General features: G+C 61.5%; 23 protein-coding genes. 13 read left to right on the top strand and 10 right to left on the bottom strand.

The genetic code is table 11. The features are described from left to right. Positions 1–471 carry a hypothetical protein gene (locus D8U61_RS09880; protein WP_122752110.1) on the bottom strand — a complete coding sequence of 157 codons (471 nt, stop codon included), beginning with the start codon at positions 469–471 and terminating at the stop codon, positions 1–3. Between the two features lie 164 nt (positions 472–635). On the opposite strand from D8U61_RS09880, the gene D8U61_RS09875 reads away from it, so the two are divergent. After that, positions 636–1,304 (top strand): ribonuclease T2, encoded by a 669-nt coding sequence (locus tag D8U61_RS09875; RefSeq protein ID WP_130926845.1) that lies wholly within the window; start codon positions 636–638, stop codon positions 1,302–1,304. A gap of 177 nt (positions 1,305–1,481) precedes the next feature. Here the strand turns inward: D8U61_RS09875 and D8U61_RS09870 are convergent, their stop codons facing one another. Next, positions 1,482–2,339: a LysR substrate-binding domain-containing protein gene (locus D8U61_RS09870; protein WP_130926844.1), complete on the bottom strand. Its 858-nt coding sequence runs from the start codon at positions 2,337–2,339 to the stop codon at positions 1,482–1,484. A gap of 109 nt (positions 2,340–2,448) precedes the next feature. Between D8U61_RS09870 and D8U61_RS09865 the strand changes: the two genes are divergently transcribed. The 3 genes from D8U61_RS09865 (at position 2,449) to D8U61_RS09855 (ending at position 5,684) form a co-directional block, all read left to right on the top strand. Then, complete coding sequence (locus D8U61_RS09865) at positions 2,449–3,156, top strand: haloacid dehalogenase type II (RefSeq protein ID WP_130926843.1); 708 nt, start codon at positions 2,449–2,451, stop codon at positions 3,154–3,156. An 11-nt stretch (positions 3,157–3,167) separates the two neighbouring features. Further along, a complete protein-coding gene (locus tag D8U61_RS09860; protein ID WP_130926842.1) occupies positions 3,168–3,941 on the top strand; it encodes an aldolase in 774 nt (257 codons plus the stop codon). A gap of 174 nt (positions 3,942–4,115) precedes the next feature. Beyond that, positions 4,116–5,684, top strand: coding sequence for a sensor domain-containing diguanylate cyclase (locus tag D8U61_RS09855; RefSeq protein ID WP_130926841.1), 1,569 nt, complete (start codon positions 4,116–4,118; stop codon positions 5,682–5,684). 159 nt (positions 5,685–5,843) lie between these two features. Here D8U61_RS09855 and D8U61_RS09850 read toward each other — a convergent pair whose 3' ends face one another. Then, positions 5,844–6,179 (bottom strand): hypothetical protein, encoded by a 336-nt coding sequence (locus D8U61_RS09850; RefSeq protein ID WP_016775424.1) that lies wholly within the window; start codon positions 6,177–6,179, stop codon positions 5,844–5,846. Positions 6,180–6,368: 189 nt separating this feature from the next. On the opposite strand from D8U61_RS09850, the gene D8U61_RS09845 reads away from it, so the two are divergent. The 4 genes from D8U61_RS09845 (at position 6,369) to D8U61_RS09830 (ending at position 11,094) form a co-directional block, all read left to right on the top strand. Then, positions 6,369–6,809, top strand: coding sequence for a carboxymuconolactone decarboxylase family protein (locus D8U61_RS09845; RefSeq protein ID WP_016775423.1), 441 nt, complete (start codon positions 6,369–6,371; stop codon positions 6,807–6,809). 250 nt (positions 6,810–7,059) lie between these two features. Further along, positions 7,060–7,551: a sigma-70 family RNA polymerase sigma factor gene (locus D8U61_RS09840; RefSeq protein WP_130926840.1), complete on the top strand. Its 492-nt coding sequence runs from the start codon at positions 7,060–7,062 to the stop codon at positions 7,549–7,551. A gap of 40 nt (positions 7,552–7,591) precedes the next feature. Then, on the top strand, positions 7,592–8,569 hold the full coding sequence (locus tag D8U61_RS09835; protein ID WP_130926839.1) for a FecR family protein: 978 nt from the start codon (positions 7,592–7,594) through the stop codon (positions 8,567–8,569). A 98-nt stretch (positions 8,570–8,667) separates the two neighbouring features. Next, positions 8,668–11,094 (top strand): TonB-dependent receptor, encoded by a 2,427-nt coding sequence (locus tag D8U61_RS09830; RefSeq protein ID WP_130926838.1) that lies wholly within the window; start codon positions 8,668–8,670, stop codon positions 11,092–11,094. Positions 11,095–11,148: 54 nt separating this feature from the next. Here D8U61_RS09830 and D8U61_RS09825 read toward each other — a convergent pair whose 3' ends face one another. Beyond that, positions 11,149–12,657: a trypsin-like peptidase domain-containing protein gene (locus D8U61_RS09825; RefSeq protein WP_130926837.1), complete on the bottom strand. Its 1,509-nt coding sequence runs from the start codon at positions 12,655–12,657 to the stop codon at positions 11,149–11,151. Positions 12,658–12,750: 93 nt separating this feature from the next. Further along, positions 12,751–13,902 (bottom strand): MFS transporter, encoded by a 1,152-nt coding sequence (locus D8U61_RS09820; RefSeq protein WP_130900557.1) that lies wholly within the window; start codon positions 13,900–13,902, stop codon positions 12,751–12,753. A gap of 244 nt (positions 13,903–14,146) precedes the next feature. Here D8U61_RS09820 and D8U61_RS09815 point away from each other — a divergent pair, with 244 nt between their 5' ends. After that, positions 14,147–15,127, top strand: coding sequence for a diaminopimelate epimerase (locus D8U61_RS09815; protein WP_130926836.1), 981 nt, complete (start codon positions 14,147–14,149; stop codon positions 15,125–15,127). Positions 15,128–15,255: 128 nt separating this feature from the next. On the opposite strand, the gene codA is transcribed toward D8U61_RS09815, so the two are convergent. From codA to D8U61_RS09795, 4 genes are all read right to left on the bottom strand, one after another. Next, positions 15,256–16,491 carry a cytosine deaminase gene (gene codA, locus D8U61_RS09810; RefSeq protein ID WP_039763460.1) on the bottom strand — a complete coding sequence of 412 codons (1,236 nt, stop codon included), beginning with the start codon at positions 16,489–16,491 and terminating at the stop codon, positions 15,256–15,258. A 14-nt stretch (positions 16,492–16,505) separates the two neighbouring features. Continuing rightward, positions 16,506–17,777 (bottom strand): cytosine permease, encoded by a 1,272-nt coding sequence (gene codB / locus D8U61_RS09805; RefSeq protein ID WP_130926835.1) that lies wholly within the window; start codon positions 17,775–17,777, stop codon positions 16,506–16,508. A 375-nt stretch (positions 17,778–18,152) separates the two neighbouring features. Further along, on the bottom strand, positions 18,153–18,509 hold the full coding sequence (gene queD, locus D8U61_RS09800; protein WP_007915588.1) for a 6-carboxytetrahydropterin synthase QueD: 357 nt from the start codon (positions 18,507–18,509) through the stop codon (positions 18,153–18,155). 85 nt (positions 18,510–18,594) lie between these two features. Beyond that, positions 18,595–19,674 (bottom strand): patatin-like phospholipase family protein, encoded by a 1,080-nt coding sequence (locus tag D8U61_RS09795; protein WP_130926834.1) that lies wholly within the window; start codon positions 19,672–19,674, stop codon positions 18,595–18,597. Between the two features lie 259 nt (positions 19,675–19,933). On the opposite strand from D8U61_RS09795, the gene D8U61_RS09790 reads away from it, so the two are divergent. The 4 genes from D8U61_RS09790 to D8U61_RS09775 are packed head-to-tail and all read left to right on the top strand — an operon-like array spanning position 19,934 to position 22,535. Continuing rightward, entirely contained in the window at positions 19,934–20,242 is a 309-nt protein-coding gene (locus D8U61_RS09790; RefSeq protein WP_110603822.1) for a PepSY domain-containing protein, read from the top strand. Further along, a complete protein-coding gene (locus D8U61_RS09785; RefSeq protein ID WP_016775413.1) occupies positions 20,242–20,553 on the top strand; it encodes a PepSY domain-containing protein in 312 nt (103 codons plus the stop codon). Before D8U61_RS09790 ends, D8U61_RS09785 begins: the two co-directional genes overlap by 1 nt. Before the next feature lie 3 nt (positions 20,554–20,556). After that, positions 20,557–21,225, top strand: a complete 669-nt coding sequence (locus D8U61_RS09780) for a response regulator transcription factor (protein ID WP_016775412.1) — start codon at positions 20,557–20,559, stop codon at positions 21,223–21,225. Continuing rightward, the gene (locus D8U61_RS09775) at positions 21,222–22,535 is read left to right on the top strand and encodes a sensor histidine kinase (RefSeq protein WP_130926833.1); all 1,314 of its coding nucleotides are present in this window, start codon (positions 21,222–21,224) and stop codon (positions 22,533–22,535) included. Before D8U61_RS09780 ends, D8U61_RS09775 begins: the two co-directional genes overlap by 4 nt. Before the next feature lie 204 nt (positions 22,536–22,739). Here the strand turns inward: D8U61_RS09775 and D8U61_RS09770 are convergent, their stop codons facing one another. Further along, on the bottom strand, positions 22,740–24,887 hold the full coding sequence (locus D8U61_RS09770) for a methyl-accepting chemotaxis protein (RefSeq protein WP_130926832.1): 2,148 nt from the start codon (positions 24,885–24,887) through the stop codon (positions 22,740–22,742). Between the last annotated feature and the right edge of the window lie 59 nt (positions 24,888–24,946).

Raw genomic sequence — 24,946 nt, 5'->3', positions numbered from 1 at the left:
TTACAGGCTCAACCCTTGCTGCACCACCTGCAGCAGATTGTTTTCCGTCAGCGCGATCGCATCCAGCTCCTGGCCGGTCTCGATAGTCTGCAACCACCAATGGCTTTCGCCATGCTCGTCAACCGTGCGCAGCAACGACTGATCGCGCCCCGGCACCTTGATCTCGACACGTCCGCAACCGTCCTCGGTGAACCGCGCAATCGGATCGAAAATCAGACTGTGATTGTTCGCTTCGATCACCAACTGGTCGATGGCGTAGTCGTGGCTTTCGCCGTCCGGCGAACTTTCGCAAACGTGCGTAGGATTGCGCCGAATCTTCAGTCCTACTTCGGTGACTGGCTGCAGCCAGCCCTCAATGCGGTGGTACAAGTCGTACACCTGAGCAGGCCAGCAATCGATTTCCAGCGCCGCATCAGCCTGGGTATGCCGTGTCTGCTTGAGTCTGGCGGCGAGTTCGTCTGCTTTACTCATGTCGGTTCCCTTGTTGGATGTCTGCCTGTTCAGCGTAGACCTTTGCACGACGCAGGGCCTTGCCTTGCGTCATGCGCTTGCAATACAAGCGTGTCGAAATCAGCACTGGCCAGGTCTGGCCAACAACGAAAACCACGGACGCAGGCGTCCCAAGGAACGGGTTAATGAAAAAGCTGTTTACAATTCTAGCGCTGATCGCGCTGACGGCCGGTAGCATCGGCATGAGTTCGGCGCGTCAGCCGGAGTCGAACAAAGCTCAGGCGGAATCGGTGGCGGGGGTGTTCGACTACTACCTGCTGGCGCTGTCCTGGTCGCCGACTTTTTGTCTGTCGCACAAGGACGACGCGCAGTGCACCGGCAAGGGTTATGGTTTTGTCCTGCACGGTTTGTGGCCGCAATACGCCAAAGGCGGCTGGCCAGAATCCTGCCCGCCGCTGACCAGGCTATCGGCGGCAGAAACCAGCAAGGGCCTGACGATGTACCCGACGAAAAAACTCCTCGATCACGAATGGTCCAAGCACGGCACCTGCAGCGGTCTCGGCGCGGAGGGCTATCTGGACAAGTCCGATCAGGCCCTCGGCGCGGTGAAGATTCCGCAGGCGTTACAGCCGTTCGGCTCGACGTCGTACTACTTCGAAGCGCAGGAAATTGTCGATCTGTTTCGCAAGGCCAATCCGGGTATTCCCGAGGATGGAATTGCAGTGGTTTGCAGCGGCCCGCAGCTGTCGGAAGTGCGGGTGTGCATGGACAGGGATTTGCAGTTCGGCGCGTGTGGCAAGGGGGTGAAGACGCAGTGCCGGGCGGGGGATATTCGGGTGCCGCCGGTACGGTGAACCATCCGTAATGAGCCAGGGAAAACAGGCGCTCCCGTGAGCGCCTGTTTTTTTGGCCTGAGGATTTGGAAATGTGAATATGAATACGAACCACGCTACTACTCAAACACCATGAACATCCCCACCGCCGACCTGCTCCGCGAAATCAACAAACCCAAATAAACAACCCCGGGGGACTCACGCAAATCCCCCCGCATCCACCCCCAATTCCCCACGCAAAAACTCCACCAGCCCCCGCTGCAACCCGCTCAACACTCCCTCGCGGCTGACCAGCGCCAGTTCCGTCGGCGCCAACTCCGGCAAATCCGTGCACACCTCATGTTCTGGCAATAGCGCCGAAACCGGCAGCACCGAAATCCCCAACCCGGACGCCACCGCCGCTTGAATCCCGGTCAGGCTGTGGCTGCCGAACGCCACTCGCCACGGTCGCTGCGCCACATCGAGCAGGCGAATCGCCCGTTGTCGATACAGGCAGCCCTGGGGAAACAGCGCCAGCGGCAGCACACCGCTGGAGGTGTCGAATTCGGTGCCTTTGACCCATACCAGTCGTTCCGGCCAGGTGGCCCATGCCGGGCCGCTGTCGGGCTCGCGTTTGATCAGGGCAATGTCGATGTCGCCGGCGTCGAGGCGTTGGCGCAGGTCGAGGCTCATGCCGCTGATGGTTTCCAGGCGCGCTTGCGGATGGTTGCGGGTGAAGCCGGCGAGGATCAGTGCCATGCGCCGGGCGTCGAAGTCTTCCGGCATGCCGATGCGCAGCACTTCCAGGTCGACGTCACTGGCCAGCGCTTGCGTGGCTTCGGCGGACAGCGCCAGTAACCGGCGCGCATAGTGGATCAGCAGTTCGCCGTGTTCGGTGACCGCGACGTTCACTCCGGTGCGGTCGCGCAGGAGTAGCGGGTGGCCGACCAGATCCTCGAGTTTGCGCACCTGCTGGCTGACCGTCGATTGGGTGCGGTGCACACGTTCGGCAGCGCGGGTGAAGCTGCCTTCGTCGACTACGCAGACAAAGGTTTTCAGCAATTCCAGATCCAGCATGGCGGCGTTCCTGATAGTGGATTTGCGAATGACGATCGCGTATTTATTTAATTTCACACTATCACCGCACGCTCATAAGCTGAAGTCCTCACTCTGGAGGAATCGACCGATGACCTTGAACAACACGCCGCGCCCGCAATGGCTGACCTTCGATTGCTACGGCACGCTGATTCAGTGGGATGAAGGACTGAAAGCCGTGGTCGAGAAACTGCTCAGCGACAAGGGCGAGCACGCCGTCGACGCCGCTAAGCTGATCGAAGTCTACGACCGTCACGAGCACCGTCTCGAACAAACACCGCCGCACCGTTCCTTTCGCGAACTCAGCACCCTTGGCCTGCAACTGGCGCTGGAAGAATTGAGCTTGCCGAGCCAGCCCGAGGACAGTCAGCGTCTGGCGGCGGCCATCCCGAACATGCCGCCATTTGCCGAAGTGGTCGACACCCTCGCGCTGCTCAAAGCCTTGGGCTTCAAGCTGTGCATCGTCTCCAACACTGACGACGACATCATCGCCGGTAACGTCGCGCAACTCGGCGGCCATATCGACCGGGTGATCACCGCGCAACAGGCCGGTGCCTACAAACCGGCGCCGCGCCTGTTCGACTACGCTCATGAGCAATTGGGCGTGACCCGGGATGAAGCGGTGCACATCTGCGCCAGCCCCATGCTCGATCACACGGCGGCGCGGGACATGGGCTTTCGATGCGTGTGGATCGATCGCGGCACGGGTCGTCAGTTATTGCCGGACTATCGCCCCGACGCGATCCTCTCCAGCCTCGATCAAGTGCTGCCGCTGTTCAAATCCCTCGGCTGGACCTAAGGAGAATTGCCATGGCTCATATCTTGAGCGGCACTGGCAAAGCCAGACCAAGCGCAACGCTGCACCTGGACACCGAGGCGATCATCACCGCCCGCAACGAACTCGCTGCGTGCTTTCAACTGGCCGCGTTGCATGGTCTGGAGGAAGGCATCTGCAATCACTTTTCGGCGATGCTGCCGGGGCATGATGATCTGTTTCTGGTCAATCCATACGGCTACGCTTTTTCGGAAGTGACAGCGCAGAATCTGCTGGTCTGCGACTTCGTCGGCAATGTGGTCGATGGCGATGGCGAGCCCGAAGCGACCGCGTTCTACATCCACGCGCGCCTGCACAAACAACTGCCACGGGTAAAAGTCGCCTTCCATACGCACATGCCGCACGCCACCGCGTTGTGCCTGTTGCAAGGCCCGCCGCTGCTGTGGCTGGGGCAGACCGCGCTGAAGTTCTACGGACGGACGGCGGTGGACGAGGATTACAACGGCCTCGCACTGGACGCATCCGAAGGCGACCGCATCGCCAGCGTCATGGGCGACGCCGACATTCTCTTTCTGAAAAACCACGGGGTGATTGTCGCCGCGCCGACCATTGCCGAAGCCTGGGACGATCTGTATTACCTGGAACGCGCCGCGCAGGTGCAACTGCTGGCGATGGCCACTCAGCGCGAATTGAAACCGGTGCCTCATGCGATTGCGCAGCGCGCCTATGAACAGATGCGTGAAGGCGATGCGCAAAGTGCCCGCGAGCACCTGACCAGCGCGATGCGGCGGCTGGCCCTGCACAACTGATTAACCGTAAAGAAGCAATCGTAAATAAATCGACGAAAAGCGATCATCCAAACTCGCGACGCGCCGATAACTGGGCGGGAGGCGGGCGTTTGCCCGGTACATCCCGGTGGGCTACGCTCACACATACAAGGGTTTCGGGCTCGCGCCCCTGTCGTACCTGCCCAGGACATGCTTTTGCCAATCCCCATTCACGATCCGCATCAGGCCCCCGGCACGCTCAAACGGTTGCCGCTTCGCAAAGCGGCGGTGCTGTTTATCGTTGCGGTGAGCCTGTGCCTGTGCGGTCTGCTGTACCTGCAATTGGAGCAGTCGCGGCGTCAGGATCTGGCGGTGGCGAAAATGGCCTCGGGCAACCTGACCCGGGCCATGGCGCAGCAGGCCGAGGACACCGTGCGGGCAGCGGATCTGGTGATGACCAGCCTGGTCGACTGGATTCAGGACGATGGTTACGGGACGGCGCAGCGACCCCGGTTACAGCGGATTTTCGCCCGCCGCGCGCAGCAGCTCGATCAGTTGCACGGCATCTTTCTCTTCGATCGCGAAGGGCAGTGGATCATCACCTCGTTTGCCGATCTGCCTCGTGGCAACGGTGTGGCCGATCGCGAATATTTCAAGTTCCATCAGCAGAATGCTTCGACCGTTGCGCACATCGGCCCGGCGATTCGCAGCCGCGAAAACGGCGAGTGGATCATTCCGATTTCCAGACGCGTCAACGACCAGCTCGGCAATTTTCAGGGCGTGCTGATGGCCGGCATCCGCATGTCCTACTTCGATCAGTTCTTCAAAAGCTTCAGCCTCGATGACAGCGGCATCATGTTTCTGGCGCTGACCGACGGCACCTTGCTGGCGCGACGGCCCTTTGATGAGTCGTTGATCAATACCTCGGTGGCCCACGGCGAGATCTATCAAACCCTGCTGCCGAACGCTAACGCTGGCACCGCGATGCTCAACTCCGTGGTCGACGGCGTGACCCGCTTGTATGGCTATCGACAGCTCGCCTCGTATCCGCTGGTGGTCTCTGCCGCGACGTCGCAAGACACGATTCTGCAGGGCTGGTATGACCGCGCGTTTCAGTCCAGCGTGATTGTCGCGCTGGTGATTCTTGGGGTTGGCCTGTTCGGCTGGGTGTTCATTCATCAGGTGCGCGACGGCGAGCGTATCGAGAAAAATCTGCGCAAGGCGCAACTGGCGCTGGAGCAGATTGCCACCCACGACAGCCTGACCGGGTTGGCCAATCGGCGCTTGTTCGAGCGCTCGCTGGACATTGAATTTGCCCGTGGCGCACGCCAGGTCAGCCCGGTCAGCCTGATCATGCTCGATATCGATTTTTTCAAGCGCTACAACGATGCTTATGGTCATGTCGCCGGCGATCAATGCCTGGCGCAGGTGGCGCAAGTGGTGAAGGCCTGCTGCCAGCGCAAGTCGGATCTGGCGGTGCGTTATGGCGGCGAAGAATTTGCCGTGCTGTTGCCGGACACGGACATCAACGGCGCGCTGGCGATAGCCGGGCAGATTCGCCGCAGCGTGATCGACAAGCACATCATCCACAGCGGCTCGCCGACCGGTTATCTCACCGTGAGCCTGGGCTGTTATGCGTTTATTCCGCACGGCAACGACAGCCCGCAAGTGTTTATCCAGCGCGCGGACGCGGCGTTGTATCAGGCGAAAAATGCCGGACGCAATCGCGCGGCGGTGTATGCGCCGGAAGAAGGTTTTGCCGAACTGATGCGGTCGGATCGCTGATTCTTTCAATCAACAGAAATCAGAAGTGGGAGCGAGCCTGCTCGCGAATCGGTGTGTCAGCTTGCATCAAGGTTGGCTGACAGACCGCTTTAGCGAGCGGGCTCGCTCCCACATTGGGTCCTGATGTAAGCAGGACTATCTGGGATGGCTCTTGTTCGTTCAGCCGCCCGTGCCACCGCCCGCACCACCCGTGCCGCCGCCGGCCGAGCCGGTGCCACCGCCCGCGCCGGAACCCGAACCGCTGGCGCCGCCATTGGTGCCCGTACCGGTGCCCATTCCCGAGCCAGTACCGGTGCCGGTGCCGTTATTGGTTCCGCCAGAACCGCTGCCACCCGATGGCGAGCCCGGGGTGTTGTCTGGCGGCATAGTCGAGCTGCTGGCGCCGCCGGACTTGGTGCCCGTCGCATCGGTGCTGTCATTGGCCGCGAAGCTGGCGGCGGACGCCGTGGCGAGCAGGCCGGCCAACAATAACGAAGTGAATTTGCGCGTCATCATGGTACGTCTCCTGATAAAGGGGATTACCTGATATTGGTCTTGCGCACTGAAACCTTGGTGCCCGTCGAGTGACGAGCGGTCAGTCGCCGCGCCGAGTGGCCTACCGTTCTTCTGCAATATTGGCTATTTGCCGAACCACCCCCGGGGACTAACGTAGCCGCACATTCAATCGCTACCCCGGAGCCCACCATGCAACCTCGTGCCGACTTCTACACCGCTTCCCCCGATGCCATGAAAGCGATGATGGCGCTGGAAAATGCCGTCTCGAAACTGTCGCTGGAAAAGAGCCTGCTCGAACTGGTCAAGCTGCGCTCTTCACAGATCAACGGCTGCGCATTCTGCATCGACATGCACACCGCCGACGCGATCAAGGACGGCGAAACCCCACGCCGCCTGTTCGCCGTGACGGCATGGCGGGAAGCGCCGTTCTTCAGCGAGCGTGAGCGTGCCGCGCTGCTGTGGACCGAGTCGCTGACACAACTGAGCCTGACCCACGCGCCGGACGAAGACTATGAAGTCGTCGCTGCACAGTTTTCGCCGAAGGAACTGGTTGACCTGACGGTGGCGATCAACACCATCAACGGCTGGAATCGCTTGGCGGTGGGCTTCCGCAAACTGCCGCAGGCCTGAGGCATTCACGCTTTTCCCTTGTAGGAGCGAGCCTGCTCGCGAAGGCGACGTGTCAGTCACCATCATCGTTGCTGACATACCGCATTCGCGAGCAGGCTCGCTCCCACAGGGAGATCTTCAGTGTCCATCTGAACTCGGCCTTGTGTGAGCGCACCTTGCGCATCAAGAACACCATCACAGCATGCATTGCTTTGTATTAATACGAAGCATTACTATTCACGCCCCTTTCTCACCATGCCGCCAATCCCCCATGCGCTCCCGCAGATCCGGCTTTTTCGAGCATTACGAAGAGTTGATCGGCACCTGGACTCGGCGCCTGCGCAATCGCGCGCAGGCCGAGGATCTGGCGCACGACACCTTTGTGCGGGTGCTCGAGGCGGATTCGGCGGCGGTGCAGCAGCCGCGTGCGTATTTGCATCAGACTGCACGCAATATCGCCGTTGACGGTTATCGGCGGGAGGACCGGCGGGGCGCCCTGGAGTCGGAGGCGGTCGAGGACACTGCGTCGTCGGCGGGCGATCCGGAGCATTACATGCACGCGATCCAGTTGGCCGATTCCATCGAACGCGCGCTCACCGAGCTGCCGCTCAACTGCCGCAAGATCTTTGTCTGGCAGAAGATCGAAGGCCTGACTCAGGCAGAAATCGCCGAACGCCTGGGGCTGTCCAAGAACATGGTCGAAAAGTATATGATCCGCACCCTGCGGCATCTGCGTGAGCGGCTGGATGGCTTGCAATCATGAGCGCTTGGATCTTTTCATTTTCAGCCGGACAGGACATTCCATGATGGAGACGGGTGATTGCGCCTGTGGGCAAGCGGCGGTGCGTGACGAAGCGGCGGCCTGGTTCGTGCGATTGCAGGAGTCGAATGTCAGCGTCGAGCAACGGCAGCGCTTCGAGGCCTGGCTGAACGAGCATCCGCAACACCGCGAAGAATTCCAGTTGCTGCAGGGTTTGTGGGCGGCGGCTGATCTGCTGCCGACGTCGCGTCTTCAGGCGCTTGCGCAAACTCCCCGCCGCGAACGCCGGCCGTTGCTGCGTTATGCCGTGGCCGCGAGTGTTCTGGCCGTGGCGCTGGGGCTTGGCCTGTTCAGTGGTTTGAATCATCCGGGCGCTTACCGCGCTGAATTCGCCACGGCGCCGGGTGAGCGCAAGCATGTGGCGTTGCCGGACGGTTCGCTGATCGATCTGAACAGTCGCAGCCGCTTGCAGGTGCGTTATGAGCAGGATCGACGGGTTATCGAATTGAGCGCGGGCGAGGCGATGTTCAGCGTTGAACACGACGCCTCGCGTCCGTTCATTGTTGAAGCCGGCAGCGGCAAGGTCACAGTCACCGGTACACGTTTCGATGTGCGCCGCGATGCCACGCAGACCCGCGTGGCGGTGGAGCAGGGCACGGTGAAGGTGCAGGGAAGTGCTGCCCCGGACAACGAGTTCATCAACCTTACCGCAGGCCTCGGCACTTCGGTCGATGCCCAGGGCAAGGTCCTGCCGGCCTACGCGGTTAGCCCGGCGGAATTGACCGCATGGCGCAACGGCAAACTGGTGTTCAACAACGCCAGCCTCAGTGAAGTCGCGGTGGAAGTATCGCGCTATCGCGACAAACCGCTGACCGTAACCCAGCCGAACGTGGCCAGCCTGCGCCTGACCAGCGTGTTCAAATCCGATGACACCGACGCTTTGCTCAAAGCCTTGCCGAGCATCCTGCCGGTGACGGTGCGCACCCTTGCCGATGGCAGTCAGGAAATAATTTCCAGATAGCATTCAGGTTTTTTTTCAGTTCATCGTCTTCCTGTTCAACTGCAACTGGTTTGCATTAACAGCCGCACACTCTTGCGATCCACAGGACTGCGTACGACGTGAACATCACCACAACCCACAATAAAAAATCCCCTTGGTTGCCATTGGCTCTCGCGCTGGCGGTCAGCGCCGCGATGCCGTTGGCGTTTGCCGCTGAAGCCATTCATATCCGCGCGCAACCGCTGGGCCAGGCCTTGAGCGAACTGGGCCAGCAAACCTCGCTGCAGGTGTTTTTCAGCCCTGAGCTGGTGGCCGGCAAACAGGCGCCAGCGGTCGACGGCGACCTTTCACCAGAGCAGGCTTTGCGTCAGCTGTTGCAGGGCAGCGGTCTCGATTATCAGATCAACGAAGGCTCGGTGACGCTCGCTCCAGCCGCCACCTCCGCAGCCAGCAACGGCCCGCTGGAGCTCGGCGTGACCGACATCAAAGTGGTCGGCGACTGGCTTGGTGACGCGGACGCTGCGGTGGTGCAGAACCACCCCGGCGCACGCACGGTGATTCGCCGCGAAGCGATGGTCGAGCAGGGCGCGATGAACGTCAGCGACGTGCTCAAACGCGTGCCTGGCGTGCAGGTGCAGGACTCCAATGGCACCGGCGGCAGTGATATTTCCCTCAACGTCGGCGTACGCGGTCTGACTTCGCGCCTGTCACCACGCTCGACCGTGCTGATCGACGGCGTACCTGCCGCGTTTGCTCCGTACGGCCAGCCGCAACTGTCGATGGCGCCGATTTCCTCGGGCAACCTCGACAGCATCGACGTCGTGCGTGGCGCCGGTTCCGTGCGCTACGGGCCGCAGAACGTCGGCGGCGTGATCAACTTCGTGACACGCGCGATCCCGGAGAAAACCACCGGCGAAATCGGCACCACCCTGGAAACGACGCAGTACGGCGGCTGGAAACACATCGACACCGCATTTATAGGTGGCACCGCCGACAACGGCATGGGCGTCGCGCTGCTGTACTCCGGCGTCAACGGCCACGGCTATCGCGAGCGCAACAACGGCAACGACATCGACGACGTGCTGCTCAAGACGCACTGGGCGCCTACCGATCAGGACGATTTCAGTCTCAATTTCCACTACTACGACGCCAGCGCCGACATGCCCGGCGGTCTGACCCAGCGTCAGTACGACGACAAACCGTACGAATCGGTGCGTGACTACGACCAGTTCACAGGCCGACGCAAGGACGTGTCGTTCAAGTGGATTCGCCAGATCGACGAGCGCACCCAGGCAGAAATTCTCACCTATTACACCGACAGCTTTCGCGGCAGTACCATCGCCGCGCGCGATCAGCGCACCCTCAGCTCATACCCGCGTTCCTACTACACCCTCGGCATCGAGCCGCGCGTGTCGCGGGTGTTCGATGTCGGCCCGACCACCCAGGAAGTCAGCGTCGGTTATCGCTATCTGAAAGAGGCGATGCACGAAGAGTCGAGTCGTCTGGCGCTGGTCAACAATCAGCCGGTGGTCACGCCGACCTCCGACGGCCATGTGTTCCAGGATCGCACCGGTGGCACCGAGGCCAATTCGGTGTATGTCGACAACAAGATCGACGTCGGCAACTGGACCATCACCCCGGGCATTCGCTTCGAACACATCAGCACCGATTGGCATGATCGCGCTGTCCTCGACACCGCTGGCCGCCCGGTACCGGAGAAAAACCGCAGCATCGAAAGCAACGAACCGCTGCCGGCGCTGAGCGTGATGTATCACCTGTCCGATGCCTGGAAGCTGTTCGCCAATTACGAAACCTCGTTCGGCAGCCTGCAATATTTCCAGCTCGGCCAGGGCGGTTCGGGTGACAGCACCGCCAACGGTCTGGAGCCGGAAAAGGCCAAGACCTACGAGATCGGCACGCGCTACAACGATGATGTCTGGGGCGGCGAGGTGACGCTGTTCTACATCGACTTCGATGACGAACTGCAATACATCAGCAACGACGTCGGCTGGACCAATCTCGGCGCGACCAAGCACCAGGGCATCGAAGCCTCGGCGCACTACGACATGGCCGCCCTCGATCCACGCCTCGATGGTTTGACTGCCAACGCCGGTTTCACCTACACCCGCGCCACCTATGAAGGCGAGATCCCCGGCTTCAAGGGCCGCGATCTGCCGTTCTATTCGCGGCAGGTGGCCACGGTCGGTTTGCGGTACGAGATCAACCGCTGGACGTACAACATCGATGGCTTCGCCCAATCGAAACAGCGTTCGCCGGGCACCGGTGTGAATGCGGATGGCAGCTTCAATGGCAACTACATCACTGAAGGCACGGCGGACGGGCAGTACGGCGACATCCCGGGTTACGTGACCTGGAACGTGCGCGGCGGCTACGACTTCGGTCCGCAGGTGTCGAACCTCAAGCTCGGTGCCGGGGTGAAGAACGTCTTCGACAAGCAATACTTCACCCGCTCCAGCGACAACAACTCGGGGATGTATGTCGGCGCACCGCGCACGTTCTTCGTGCAGGCCAGCGTCGGCTTCTAAGGCGCTGTTGTGGCTGAACCGGTTTCACACGGCTCAGCCACAACAGGCCTGAAGCTATTGAGGAATCAGAAAGTCGATGGTCGGTCCGGGATTCCCAGCCAGGTCTGCGCCTTTGAGGCAGACGTTCTGCCGGCCATTGGCAACGGAAACATGGAACACGCCCGTGGAGGGCGGTACGCGCTGGAATCCCTGCCCGTCATTGCAGTTGACGCTCCCGGGCTGCCCGGACTTGTATTGAAATTGAAAGGGATCCAGATCCGGTGAGACCGGAAAAACCCTGACATCGTAGTCATCGTCACCCACCCATTCGATTTTATAGGCCGGCGCCAACGGCGCTGGTGCTTCCAGCAACCACCGCCAATAGATGCTGGGGGTTTTTCCATCCGATTGTTTTGGCACGTCCGTAGGCCGCTGTTGGCCAATCAGGCAGAGAAAATATAGCCCCGCACCTTCTTTGAGTTCATGGCTCAACTGATTCTCGGAACCAGGGCGAGCGGTTTGTACCTGGCTATACCCAGCAAGCGACTGGCATTCGTCCAGCGTGCGCGTATAGCGATAGCGGTAGTAGGGAGCGCTCAATGTGAAGGTTTGCAGCCAATGCCATGGCACGACTTGTCCGTGCTCGTCACGCTCGACTCTGATGTAATCGCTGTTTTGCGATGATGTTGGAAAAGACCATGCCGCTCCCAGCGGGCAGTCACCCGGACGCGGGTCGAAACGTCCCTTGGTGAAGCAAGCATCCAGACCTTCGGTTGTGGAGGCGTAGTTGGTGGCAGTTCGCTTGTTGACCTGCCCGGCAATGACTTCGCAGGGGGCGCCCTTGTCACATCGATTACGGTCACTTCCGCGCGTGGTAGTGCCCAACACACCCACGACTTCATTGGTATAACGCGCAAGCAATGGTGAGCCGGATAATCCACTGACAACATCGAGGCAACGGTTGCTCGATTGTCCTACCCATCGCCAAGGGCCTTCGATGACCGCTGCCGAATGTTCCTGTTTGCATGCCATTCGCTGAATGAAGCCGTTCACGGGCGCGCCGGTGATCAAAATGTTTTCTTCAGCGGGCAAGGGGGCATGCGCCAGTTTCAGAGGCTCGATACCGTCGCTGATCAACTGTTCCAGAGAGGTGGCAAGTTCAACGATAGAGATGTCTTGGCCACGTAGCGTGCTCCAGCCAATCCGGCCTACCGCATATGAGCGACTGTGCGGTTGCGTGTCGAAAAAATAATTGAACGTCACCCGACCCTTTGCAGGCTGATTGACGATGACCTCGTTATTACCTATCTCCGGATGTGTGCAGTGTCCGGAGGTCAGTACATAAGCCGGATTCGACACAGTACCGGGTTCTCGTGTGTCAATGAGTGTACCGGAGCAGGTCATGCCGCCTTCAACTTCGACACGGCCAATGGCTTGCCAATGCGCATAACGTCCGTTGGCATTGGCCAGTCGCTCAGCGGGAGCAAAGTTGGCTGCGCCTTCGCCCCAGTCGTATCGATTGACGGAGGCGCATCCCTGGAGAAGAGCGATAAGTGCAACAGCCGATCCAATTCGAATGTTCATGACAGATTTCCATTTCCGCGGGGCTGGAAATCACCATGATTCAAAGGGTCAAAGCCTGTCTAGTGTCAAACCTGACAGGTGTCGCGCTAATCTTCATACTTTCAATGTCTTACCGCCGATGGCCACCGCGACCAACAGCACCGCCATCAGGCCAAAGGCAAAACTCAGGCTGCTGGCATGGGCGACAAAACCGATCACCGCCGGCCCGGCGAGAATCCCGGCATAACCCAGCGTGGTAATCGCCGGCACCGCGATGCTTTCCGGCATCACCGTCTGCTTGCCCACTGCCGTGTACAGCACCGGCACGATGTTCGAGCAACCGGCGCCGACCAGCGCATACCCGAGCAGTGCCGCTTGCCAGCTCGGCGCGAAGGTGGCGAGAAACAACCCCGCCGCCGCCAACAGCCCGCCGAACAGAATGATCCGCGTGGCACCCAGCTTGCGCACGATGCGGTCACCGAGCAGACGGCCGACGGTCATGGTCAGGGCAAACGCTGCGTAACCCAGGCCTGCGTATGCCGTGTCGATCCCGCGTTCCTGAGCGAGGAACACTGCGCTCCAGTCCAGCGCCGCGCCTTCGGTGAGGAACACGATGAAGCACATGCCGCCGATGAACAGCACGATGCCATGGGGAATGGCGAACGCCGGGCCGGAGCTTTCGCTGCCGTAGGGCAACATGTGCGGCACGCATTTGAGCAAAGCGCCGATCAGCAAAACCACTACCACCAGCATCGCCGCCAGCGGTGTCAGCCCGAGGCCGAGCAGGGCACTGACGCCCGCCGCACCGACAATGCCGCCGAGGCTAAACAGGCCGTGGAAACCCGACATCATGTGCTTGCCGCTGGCGCGCTCGACGATCACTGCTTGCAGGTTCACCGTCGAGTCCACCGTGCCGAGGCCGGCACCGAACATGAACAACGTGGCGATCAGCGCCGGGATCGACGACACCGTCGCCAGCAACGGCAGCGCCGCGCAGATCAGCAAGGTGCCGCCGGTGGCCACGCGTCGGCAACCAAAACGCGTGGCGAGAATCCCCGCCAGCGGCATCGCCAGAATCGAGCCGACACCCAGGCACAGCAGCAGTAATCCCAGCGTGCCCTCATCCAGCCCGGCCCGCGCCTTGGCATAAGGCACCAGCGGCGCCCACGCGGCGATGCCGAGGCCGGCAATGAAAAAGGCAACGCGCGTGGACATCTGTTCCAGGCGTCCGGGGACGAAGGTGTCTTGGGGGTTGAGGCTGGTCATATCGGTCCTTGGCAAAAAAACAACTGCATCCCGAGTGACATTCTGACGGCGTTGAGGTTCGATCTCAGGCCTTTCGGGGCATAACGGTGAACATCCTACCCTGTGGGAGCGAGCCTGCTCGCGAAAGCGGTGGGTCAAATATGGAATTGTCGACTGACGCACCGCCTTCGCGAGCAGGCTCGCTCCCACACTGGTTTGCGGTTTACAGTCGGATTTTCGCCAGCATGGAATACGGGAACAAGGCATGACGAAGTTCTACGACGCACGCGGCAATATCTACGGAGTGGTCTCGCCCCAAGCCTTGCGCGAAGCCGGAATCGCTTTGCCAGCGAGGGCCGCAGAGTGCGCCGTATCCAGGCAGCAATGGAGCGAGGCCGCCATCGCCTTGTTCTGTCACTGGCCCGAAGGCCAACGCCCGGCCAACAGCAAACCCCACCGCAGCGACGGCCTGCTGATCGGCCCGTTCCAGGCAGCTGCGCCGTTCGATGTACTCATCGTCAACACCGACGGCAGCCTAGCCGAGCGCAGCGGTAACGGCCTGACGATTTTTTCTCAGGCATTGACCGAGCAAGGCTTGATAGCGGAGCAGGGCGTCGTGTTGCGCGTTCATCATGACAAGGGCGAAGCGCTGGAAACCTCGGTAAAACCGGCCGAAATCGAAGGCGTGCGCGGTTTCTGGCTCGACCTCGGCCAGCCCACATTTGGCCCGGAGGCTGTGGGTGCGCAGACGGTTGAAAACGTTAAGTTCAACAATCGCGACGTCAGCCATGTCCAGCCCTTGGCGGAACTCGATCCTGACTGGAGCCACAGCCAATTCGTCCGTATCGGCAATCCGCACTGTGTAACGCTGCTCGGCGATGCGGCCGCTTTGCCGAGCAACGAACAGATGGGTGAACCCACCCTGAACCAACGGCTTACAGCGATCGCCTATGCGATGCCCAACGGTGCCGGCAATCCGTGCCCGGCGGGTGTCAATCTGCAATGGGCCGCGCTGGTGTCGCCGCAGCAAGTCCTCGCCCGGGTATTCGAACGTGGCGAAGGACCAACCGCGTCTTCCGGCACCAGCGCCAGTGCGGTCGCGTGTGCCGCGTGGCGGGTGGGTTGGGCCGAGGCGGGTGAAGTGCGGGTGGTCATGCCGGGTGGCACCGCACCGGTTTTGCTTGAGGTTTCGCAAGGGGAATTGCTGCGCGTCAGATTGTTTGGCACGGCGCGGTTGATCGCTTGATTCGGCCGACGCCATCGCTGGCAAGCCAGGCTCCCACAGGTTTTGCATGAGGGCCCAATCATGTGCTCAACACAAAACCTGTGGGAGCCTGGCTTGCCAGCGATGAGGCCATCAGCCCCAGCGCAATCTCAACTGAACTCCACCACCGGCATCTGCCGCTTCATCAACACCTTGCCGCCGCGAATCGAATACAGCGGCAGGCCTTGGCTGCGGATCACTTCGTAATCACTGTCTGCCGAGAGAATCAGCAGGTTCGCCGGGCGGCCCTGTTCCAGTCCGTAGCGCTCGCCCAGGTGCATGGCTTTGGCGCTGTTGTCGGTGACCAGATCCAGCGCACTTTGCAGGTTGCGATAACCGAGCATGTGGCAGATGTGCAGACCGGCTTCGAGCACGCGCAGGATGTTGCCGTTACCCAGCGGATACCACGGGTCGACGATCGAGTCCTGGCCGAAACACACGTTCATGCCGGCTTCGAGCAGTTCATTGACGCGGGTCACGCCCCGGCGTTTGGGGAAGTTGTCGAAGCGCCCTTGCAGATGAATGCTTTCGGTCGGGCAGGAAACAAAACTGATCCCGGAATGGCCGAGCAGGCGGAACAGTTTGGCGCAGTAGGCGTTGTCATAAGAGCCCATCGCCGTGGTGTGGCTGGCGGTGACGCGGGCGCCCATGTCGCGGCTGCGCGCTTCTTCGGCAAGCACTTCAAGGAAGCGTGAATGCGGATCGTCGGTCTCGTCGCAATGCACATCGACCAGGCAGCCGGTGCGCTCGGCCAGGTCCATCAGGAACTTCACCGAGCTGACGCCCTGATCGCGGGTGTATTCGAAATGCGGAATGCCGCCGACCACGTCGGCGCCCATGCGGATTGCTTCTTCCATCAACTCGCGCCCGTTGCGGAACGACTCGATGCCTTCCTGCGGGAACGCGACGATTTGCAGGTCAATCAGGTGACGGCTTTCCTCACGCACTTCGAGCATGGCCTTGAGCGCGGTGAGTTGCGGGTCGGTGACGTCAACGTGGGTGCGCACGTGCTGAATGCCGTGGGCGGCCAAGGCCTGAATGGTCTTCTTGGCGCGGGTCTTGGTGTCTTCTTCGGTGATGGTGACCTTGCGCTCGCCCCAGCATTCGATGCCCTCGAACAGCGTGCCGCTCATGTTCCAGCGCGGCTCGCCCGCAGTGAGGGTGGCGTCGAGGTGGATGTGCGGCTCGACGAAGGGCGGCACCACCAGATTGCCGCCGGCATCGAGGTCATCCGCGCCGAGGGTCGGCGCTTCGGTCTGACGGGCGATGCTGTGGATCAGGCCGTCTTCAAGGTGCAATTCGTGCAGGCCTTCCTGGTTGCGCAGGCGGGCGTTGATGATGTGCATCAAGCGAATCCTTTTTATAGGTCTTGTAGTGGTGCGCTGATGCGACGGGCGCCGAGCACACCGGTGACGATGACATACGTTAGCGCGGCAGCGGCAATGCCTACCAGCGGCGCGACCCAGGGCGAGCTGAACGCAGCGACGGTGCCCACCCCGTAGGCCCCGAGCCCCGGCCAGTTGAACGCCGGCAACCGTGCGTCGGCCAGGCGCGGATAGTGCCCGCGCCAGCGGTAGAAGAAGTCAGCCATGATCACCCCGCCAATCGGCGGAATAACCGTGCCGAGCAGGATCAGATACGGCACCAGCATGTCGTACATGCCCAGCAGGGCGAGCAGAGTGCCGATCACCGCGCCACCGAGGGTCACGGTCTTGCGCCGCCCGGTGCGCAGCAGGTTGCAGCCGGCGACGGCGAAGTTGTAGATGGTGTTGTCCTGAGTGCTCCAGATGTTCAGCAACAGCATGGCCATCGCGGCCATGGCGAAGCCCTGCAACAGCAGCACTTCAACCACATCCGGCTGTTGATAGACGATCGCGCCGTACGCGCCGATCAGCACCATCAGGCCGTTGCCGATGAAAAAACCGATCAGGCTGGCCAGCACTGCCACTTTTGCCGAGCGCGAAAATCGCGTCCAGTTGGTGGCTTGCGTTGCGCCGCTGACGAAGGTGCCGAACACCAGCGTGATCGCCGTCGACCAGTCCAGCGAACCGGTCGGCACCACGCTGAGCAAGCCTTCGAAACCGCCGACTTTCACGGTCGCTGCCCACATCGACAGCATCAGCAGCAACATCATCGCCGGCACCGCGATGTACGAGAGAATCTCCAGTCCGCGATAGCCGATGTACGCCGTAGCGCAGAAGCCCAGACCGAACAGCACCATCAGGACCAGCACGCTGGTTTCATCGAGATTGAAATACTTGCCGATCACCACCGCTGCCGTCGCTGTGCCCCAGGCGTACCAGCCAATCTGGGTGAAGCCGAGGATCAGGTCGCTGAGCTTGCTGCCAACTTCGCCAAAACAGAAGCGACCCATCAGCACTGAATTGAGGCCGCTCTTGAAGGCGATGTAACCCAGACCCGCTGCGTAGAGACCCAGCAACAGGTTGCCGACAATGATCACCGCCATCATCTCGGCAAAACCGAACGCGACCCCGAGCTTGCCGCCGGCAAACATGGTCGCGGTGAAAAACGTGAAGCCCAGTAACACCATCGCCGTCGAGGCCAGGCCTTTGCGCGCGTGCATGGGGACTTCACTGAGCGGGTAATCGTTGCCGGAGGCGTTCTGCGTCATGGGGCAGTCCTTGCTGGAAGGGGAAGACGCAGAAGGGTTGCAGCGGTCGTGCCAAGCGCGGTCGGGCCGGGTATGTATAGACGACACGGCGAAGTCAGGCGCGAAAACGGTGCACCCGAACACACCGAAGCCCAATGTAGGAGCTGCCGAAGGCTGCGATCTGATCGTTCCCACGCAGAGCGTCTGATCGTTCCCACGCTCTGCGTGGGAATGCAGCCCAGGACGCTCCGCGTCCCATTCCAAAGCCGAACGCGGAGCGTCCGTTGAGGCATTCCCACGCAGAGCGTGGGAACGATCGGTGTCAGGGGGAATAATGTTGGGTCAGAAGAAGCGCATGAGGGCAGCGGCGATGGCTTTGGCAGGAGATCTTTGTTGCTATTCGCCGCGATAGATGCAGCCGCTGGTGCACGTCTCATGAATGCGGATCGCGCTGAGTTCCGGCAGCAATGGCTTCATCTCGTTCCAGATGAATTTGGCCAGCACTTCGCTGGTCGGGTTTTCCAGGCCGGGAATGTCGTTCAGGTAGTTGTGGTCAAGACGCTCATACAGCGGCTTGAAAATCGCTTTGATCTCGGAGAAATCGCGAATCCAGCCAGTGTGCGGATCGAGGTCGCCGCTCAGGTGCAGCGCGACCTTGAATGAGTGACCGTGCAGGCGTCCGCACTTGTGGCCGTCCGGGACGTGCGGCAGGCGGTGGGCGGATTCGAAAGTAAACTCTTTGAAGATTTCCACGGTATTTTCGGCTCTGTTCAGATGGCGTTCGCCGCAGCGATTCGGGCAGGCGGCGAGTTTATCAGCTTGTCTTTGGCCGTGCTGACTAAAGGGTCAGCAAGCGCTCGGCGAGGCGACCGTTGGCCGTCAGTTCGAGAAATTCGTCGCCCAGTCGGCGGCTCTCGTCCATCGCCGTGTGCCAGTATTTCTGCCGGCTCGGCGCATCGCCCATAAAGCGTTTGAAGTCGTTACGGTCGGGCAGTTTGCCGTAGGGCAGGCGCGCCAGATATTCCTTCGACGGCGCGACCAGCAGCACATCTTGCAGACGCTGCACCGAAGCGCGGCGCCAGGGCAGGGTCTTGTCGAACCAGCCGGGAATCACTCGATCGGTGAAGTGCGGATAGAGCACGATACCGTCGCCGCTGTAGGGCAGGTCGAGATGGTAGTCGAGCAGGCCGCCGTCACGGAACGTACCCGCGCCGGCGCCGGGCAGGTCGCGCACGCCTTCCATCACCATCGGGATCGATCCGGAAGCGAGCAGGGCCTGGCGCAGGTTGCCGGTGTTGAGGGCAACGAAGCGTGAAGGGAAATCGGTCAAGGCATCAAGCGGCGGGGCCAGGCGCGGATCGTGGATGATCAGCCGCTCAAAGTGTCGCGACAGGCGTGCACGGCCGCGCAGGTTGTCGGCGATCACTGAACCCAGCGCCAGACCGAGGCGCCCGCGATGGTCCTCAGCGAGGCGGCCCTGGCTTTTCACCACCATGATGTTCAAGCGGTAATCGGCGTTCTCAAGGATGTTCGCATCGCGGCCGTCGAGCAGGTCATTGAGCATGCGCTGCGAGCTCTGGCTGATCTCGGCCATGCTCACGCCTTTGTTGAAATGCTGCTCGGCGTAGAGCTGGCCGAGGCGGCGAATGCCTTCGGCGGCGTCTGGCAGGCAAGCGCTGGCGAAGCGCCAGGAACCCACCGAGGCGCCGATCAGCGAACGCTCGCGCGGCGCACTCGGCAGCCACTCGCCGAACAACGCCAGATCGAGCCCCTGAATCCCCAATGCCTTCGGCCCACCGGCCGCACCGGGCAAGGTGCCGACGTCTGCGGCGTGCAATCCCTGCGCACGAATCCGCGCCATGGCCCGTGGGCCGGCCTTGAGGGTGAGGGCGGGAAACTTGATGTGGATGGCGGTCATACCGGTCTCGATCGTTAGCAAGCTGGCGATTATAAGCACACCGCATAACCCTGTGGGAGCGGGCTTGCCCGCGATAGCGTCCTTTCAGACACAGAGATGCAAGCTGTGCCGCCGCCTTCGCGGGCAAGCCCGCTCCCACAGGGTTATCCATCAGTCTGTGGTCCAGCGGAAAGGGCACAATGATGGCCATTCAGTTTCAGTTAAGTTGATCCCGCTATGGTGCCCACCGTAAGCAACATATAAGAATTCGGAGACACCCATGAAAACCCTGACTGCCCTGACCACTGCCTCGATCCTCGGCCTTGGCGCCCACACTGCGCTGGCGCGCGATCTCGGACCCGATGAGGCGCTTCGTTTGCGCGACGCTGGTACTATCGTCTCCTTCGAGAAGCTCAACGCCATCGCCCTGGAAAAACACCCCGGTTCGGAAATCACCGAAACCGAGCTGGAGGAAGAGTACGGCAAGTTCATTTACCAGATCGAACTGCGCGACCCGAAAGGGCTGAAGTGGGATCTGGAGTTGAACGCCGTCGATGGTGAAGTGCTCAGGGATCATCAGGATACGTAATGAAGCTGAATAGTCGCGCCACCCGCCTGACGGCGCTGGCGCTGGTGTTGTTGTGCAGCACGGCCATGGCTCGCGACCTCGATCAGGACGAGGCGCTGGCCCTGCGTCGCGATGGCGTGATCCTGCCGCTGGAGCAAGTCCTGCAGCAGGCCATGGATCGCTACCCCGGCGCCAAACTGCTGGAAGTCGAGCTGGAAGAAAAACACGACGTGTACATTTACGAAGTCGAATTGCTGACGGTCGAAGGCGTGGCGCGCGAGCTGCACCTGAAGGCCGATACCGGCGAGTTAGTCAAAGACAAGGAAGATTGATCAATGCGTTTGCTTCTGGTGGAAGACCACGTACCGCTGGCCGACGAATTGCTCGCCGGCCTGCAACGCCAAGGCTACGCGGTGGATTGGCTGGCCGATGGTCGTGACGCGGTGTATCAGGGCAGCAGCGAGCCCTATGACCTGATCATCCTCGACCTCGGCCTGCCCGGCGTGCCGGGGCTGGACGTGTTGGCGCAGTGGCGCGCCGCCGGCCTGGCGATTCCGGTGCTGATCCTCACCGCGCGTGATTCCTGGGCCGAGCGCATCGAAGGGCTGAAGGCCGGCGCTGACGATTACCTGACCAAACCGTTCCATCCGGAAGAGCTGTACCTGCGCATTCAGTCACTGTTGCGCCGCTCCAAGGGCCAGGCCAACCAGCCGACTTTGCAAGCCGCCGGCCTGCATCTGGACGAAGGTCGCCAGTGCGTGGTTCGCGACGGCGCCGACATTCAGCTGACCGCCGCTGAATTCCGTCTGCTGCGCTATTTCATGCTGCACCCCGAACAGATCCTCTCGAAAAGCCACCTCGCCGAACACCTCTACGACGGTGAGACCGAGCGTGATTCCAATGTCCTCGAAGTCCACGTCAATCACCTGCGGCGCAAGCTCGGCAAAAGCGTGATCGAAACCCGTCGCGGTCAGGGTTACCTGTTCGGCGGGCAAGCTTCATGAGATCAATCCAGCGCCGTTTGAGCCTGGGTTTGATCAGTGTGATGGTGATCGTCGGTCTGGTACTGGCGCAAACCAGCCTGTGGTTGTTCGAAGTCGGTTTGCAGCGCTACCTCGAAGCCGGCCTGCGCAACGACAGCGAAAGCCTGCTGGTGGCGCTGGTGCGCGGCCCGCAAGGTTTGCAATTGGATGAGCGGCATCTCTCGCCGGCCTATCAGCGGCCGTTTTCCGGGCATTACTTTCGCATCGATTTTTCCGACAGCCACTGGCGTTCGCGCTCGCTGTGGGATCAGGAACTGCCGCTGCTGCAACACCCGGGGCTGCACAGCAACCTGCAACTGGGCCCGGGCGGGCAACGCTTGCTGATACTGCGCTCGGACTATCGGCGCCTGGGTCAGTCGATCTCGATCAGCGTCGCCCAGGATTACACGCCGGTCAGCGACAGCTTCCAGCGCATGCGCCAGATCGGCCTCGGCCTGGGGCTGGCGGCGTTGCTGCTGATCCTGTTCCTGCAACGCCTGACCGTGCGCCGCGCGCTGAAACCGCTGGAACGCGCGCGCGAGCAGATCGCTCAGTTGCAACAGGGCCAGCGCTCGCAACTCGACGATCAGGTGCCGGTGGAACTGGAGCCGCTGGTGGCGCAGATCAACCACTTGCTCGCCCACACCGAAGACAGCCTCAAGCGCTCGCGCAATGCCTTGGGCAACCTCGGCCACGCGCTGAAAACCCCGTTGGCGGTGCTGCTCAGCCTGGCCTCCAGCGACAAGCTCGATGACCATCCCGAGCTGCGCAAAATTCTCAAGGAACAACTGGAACAGGTGCAGCAGCGCCTCAATCGCGAACTCAATCGCGCGCGGTTATCCGGGGATGCGCTGCCCGGCGCGTTGTTCGATTGCGATGCCGAGTTGCCGGGGTTGCTGGCGACGCTGAACATGATTCACGGCGAGCATCTGGCCTTGAGTTACGTCGCACCGCCGGGCTTGCAACTGCCGTGGGACCGCGAGGATTTGCTGGAACTGCTCGGCAACCTGCTCGACAACGCCTGCAAATGGGCCGATGCCGAGGTGCGCTTGAGTGTGATCGAAAGGTCTGACGGCTTTGCCCTGAGCGTGGAAGATGACGGCCCGGGGATTCCCGAAGAGCAGCGCACTCAGGTGTTCAGCCGTGGCACGCGGCTGGATGAGCAGACCCACGGGCATGGGCTCGGCCTTGGGATTGTGCGGGATATCGTCGATACGTGGGGTGGCTTGCTGGTGCTGGGCGAAAGCGAGTGGGGCGGGTTGAAAGTGGTGATTGAACTGCCTAAGCGGTGAGCCCTTGAAAAGCCCCTCACCCTAACCCTCTCCCAGAGGGAGAGGGGACTGATTGTGTTGTTCTTGAGAGATGCACCCACTTGAAATCCGAGTCGAACTCAGGACTTGAATGGCATGAAGATCGGCTCCCTTTCCCCCTCGCCCCCCTTGGGGGGAGAGGGCTGGGGTGAGGGGGGATTGGAACTGACACCCCGCACTTGTGCATCAAACGCGAAACTGATCCATCAACCGCTGCTGCTGATTCGCCAGGCTGTTGAGTGACTGACTGACCCGCGCCGATTCATTCGCCTGTCCGGACAGCGATTCGGTCACATCGCGAATCGTCGCCACGTTGTTATTGATCTCCTCAGCCACCGCGCTCTGCTCTTCGGCAGCACTGGCGATTTGCAGGTTCATGTCGCTGATCACCGTCACCGCATCGCCGATCTGCCGCAGCGCCGTCACGGCCTGGCCCACCTGCTCAACGCTGCCCTGGGCCTGACGATGGCTGTTGCCCATCGAGCCGACCACTTCCTGCGTGCCGTTCTGCAATTGCTCGATGACCTGGCGGGTTTCTTCCACCGACTCCTGAGTGCGGCGCGCAAGGTTGCGCACCTCATCCGCGACCACGGCAAAACCGCGTCCGGCCTCACCGGCGCGGGCGGCTTCGATGGCGGCGTTGAGAGCGAGCAGGTTGGTCTGCTCGGCGATGGCGCGGATGGTTTCCAGCACCGTGCCGATCTTCTCGCTGTTCGCAGCCAGCCCTTCGACCTGAACCATCGCTGCGCTCATGTCGGCGGCGAGGGTGTCGATGCTTGCGGTGGTGCGGTCGATCACGGTCAGACCCTGACGGGTGGCGCGGTCGGCGTCCTTGGCAGCTTCGGCGGCCTGCGCGGCGCTGCGTGCAACGTCCTGGGCAGTGGCGCTCATTTCGTGGGAAGCGGTGGCGACCTGATCGACCTGACGGTATTGCTGCTCCATGCCGGCGCTGGTCTGGGTGGCAATGGCCGAGGACTGGTCAGCGGTGTTGCGCGCATCCTGCACCGAGCGCTTCACCTCGGCGATGATCGGCTGCAACTTGTCGAGGAACTTGTTGAACCAACCGGCCAACTGGCCGAGCTCGTCCTGCTTGTCGTAGGCCAGACGCCGGGTCAGGTCGCCTTCGCCGCTGGCGATGTCTTCAAGCATGTGCGCCACGCCGAGAATCGGTTTGGTTACGCTGCGCGCCATCAGCCACACCAGCAGCAGACCGATCAGCGCGGCGAGCAGGCCCAGGCTCAGTTCGATCAGCGTGCCTGAGGTATTGCTCGCATCCAGTTGCTGCTTGAGCGCTTCGGCGCGGCTGACCAGGACTTTCTCCGGCACATCGAGCAACACACCCCATGCCGGGCCGTCGGGAATCGGCTGGAACGGCGACAGCACTTTCAACTGGCCGGTGCTGTGCAGGCTGCTCACGCCAGTGCTCGCGGCGAGCAAGCGCAGCAACTCGCTGCCGCTGGCCTGATCCACCGCATCCAGGCGCTGGCTGAGTTTGCCGGCATCCGGGCTGTAACCGGCGAGCAGGCCGGCGGGGCTGACAATACTCACGGCGGTCTGCCCGTCGTAAAGCTTGCGGCTGGCGTTCTGGCTGATCGCTTGCAGGCTGTTGAGATTGATGTCGACCGACAGCGAGGCGATGACTTTGCCGTTGACCTGCAGCGGGAAGACGATGCTGGTCATCAGCACTTTGTGGCCGTCGATGACATAGAAGTACGGCTCGATCACACACGGTTTGAGCGTGGTGCGCGGGCAGGTGAACCAGGCGTTGGCGGCCTGACCGCTGGGGCCGGTGCTGGTGTCGCTCATGTCGCTTTCCGGTAGCGCCATCGAGGTGACTTTGCCCGGGGTCGGCTGCGACCAGTACAGGGCGAAACGGCCCTTGTCGTTGCTGCCCAGTTCAGCCTGATCGGCGAACAGTTCGTCCTTGCCGTCCAGTGCATTGGCTTCGAACACCAGCGACAGGCCGAGCAGGTCCGGGTTGGCTTGCAGCGCGGATTTGACCTGACGGGTCATGTCCTCGCGCAGATCGAAGGCATCGAGAAAACGCTTCTCGGCCTGCTCACGCAAAAACAGTACCTGCCGCGAGAAACCGTGGCCGTACTGATAGGCGTCCATGAATTGCTGACGAATGCCGGCGGCCTGCACTTCACCTTGCGACTCGATCCGCGCCTGCGCCGACTCGGTGAGCATCTCCATGCTCGAGGCCTTGACCAGCGCCGAGCTGTGTTCCATGCGATACAGCGAAAGACCGACCAACAGGGTCACGATACCGGCCAGGCAGAGGCCAGCGAGCAGGGTGATTTTCCATTGGATGGAAAGTTGTCTGAGCGACATGGAAAACATCCTTATCCGATAAATATCTGAGACTTTGCACTGTAGCGGCCGCGTTTCGG

It is taken from the genome of Pseudomonas sp. Sample_14, from assembly GCF_004307515.1.
Classification (GTDB): Bacteria; Pseudomonadota; Gammaproteobacteria; order Pseudomonadales; family Pseudomonadaceae; genus Aquipseudomonas; species Aquipseudomonas atacamensis.
Note: the sequence above shows the minus strand (reverse complement) of the source record. Positions and strands in the feature narration are given on the sequence as shown.

Excerpts from the sequence above, each read along its gene's own strand:
- D8U61_RS09880 (WP_122752110.1), bottom strand. The coding sequence starts at position 471 with ATGAGTAAAGCAGACGAACTCGCCGCCAGACTCAAGCAGACACGGCAT.
- D8U61_RS09875 (WP_130926845.1), top strand. The coding sequence starts at position 636 with ATGAAAAAGCTGTTTACAATTCTAGCGCTGATCGCGCTGACGGCCGGT.
- D8U61_RS09870 (WP_130926844.1), bottom strand. The coding sequence starts at position 2,339 with ATGCTGGATCTGGAATTGCTGAAAACCTTTGTCTGCGTAGTCGACGAA.
- D8U61_RS09865 (WP_130926843.1), top strand. The coding sequence starts at position 2,449 with ATGACCTTGAACAACACGCCGCGCCCGCAATGGCTGACCTTCGATTGC.
- D8U61_RS09860 (WP_130926842.1), top strand. The coding sequence starts at position 3,168 with ATGGCTCATATCTTGAGCGGCACTGGCAAAGCCAGACCAAGCGCAACG.
- D8U61_RS09850 (WP_016775424.1), bottom strand. The coding sequence starts at position 6,179 with ATGATGACGCGCAAATTCACTTCGTTATTGTTGGCCGGCCTGCTCGCC.
- D8U61_RS09845 (WP_016775423.1), top strand. The coding sequence starts at position 6,369 with ATGCAACCTCGTGCCGACTTCTACACCGCTTCCCCCGATGCCATGAAA.
- D8U61_RS09840 (WP_130926840.1), top strand. The coding sequence starts at position 7,060 with ATGCGCTCCCGCAGATCCGGCTTTTTCGAGCATTACGAAGAGTTGATC.
- D8U61_RS09835 (WP_130926839.1), top strand. The coding sequence starts at position 7,592 with ATGATGGAGACGGGTGATTGCGCCTGTGGGCAAGCGGCGGTGCGTGAC.
- D8U61_RS09825 (WP_130926837.1), bottom strand. The coding sequence starts at position 12,657 with ATGAACATTCGAATTGGATCGGCTGTTGCACTTATCGCTCTTCTCCAG.
- D8U61_RS09820 (WP_130900557.1), bottom strand. The coding sequence starts at position 13,902 with ATGACCAGCCTCAACCCCCAAGACACCTTCGTCCCCGGACGCCTGGAA.
- D8U61_RS09815 (WP_130926836.1), top strand. The coding sequence starts at position 14,147 with ATGACGAAGTTCTACGACGCACGCGGCAATATCTACGGAGTGGTCTCG.
- codA (WP_039763460.1), bottom strand. The coding sequence starts at position 16,491 with ATGCACATCATCAACGCCCGCCTGCGCAACCAGGAAGGCCTGCACGAA.
- codB (WP_130926835.1), bottom strand. The coding sequence starts at position 17,777 with ATGACGCAGAACGCCTCCGGCAACGATTACCCGCTCAGTGAAGTCCCC.
- D8U61_RS09795 (WP_130926834.1), bottom strand. The coding sequence starts at position 19,674 with ATGACCGCCATCCACATCAAGTTTCCCGCCCTCACCCTCAAGGCCGGC.
- D8U61_RS09790 (WP_110603822.1), top strand. The coding sequence starts at position 19,934 with ATGAAAACCCTGACTGCCCTGACCACTGCCTCGATCCTCGGCCTTGGC.
- D8U61_RS09785 (WP_016775413.1), top strand. The coding sequence starts at position 20,242 with ATGAAGCTGAATAGTCGCGCCACCCGCCTGACGGCGCTGGCGCTGGTG.
- D8U61_RS09780 (WP_016775412.1), top strand. The coding sequence starts at position 20,557 with ATGCGTTTGCTTCTGGTGGAAGACCACGTACCGCTGGCCGACGAATTG.
- D8U61_RS09775 (WP_130926833.1), top strand. The coding sequence starts at position 21,222 with ATGAGATCAATCCAGCGCCGTTTGAGCCTGGGTTTGATCAGTGTGATG.
- D8U61_RS09770 (WP_130926832.1), bottom strand. The coding sequence starts at position 24,887 with ATGTCGCTCAGACAACTTTCCATCCAATGGAAAATCACCCTGCTCGCT.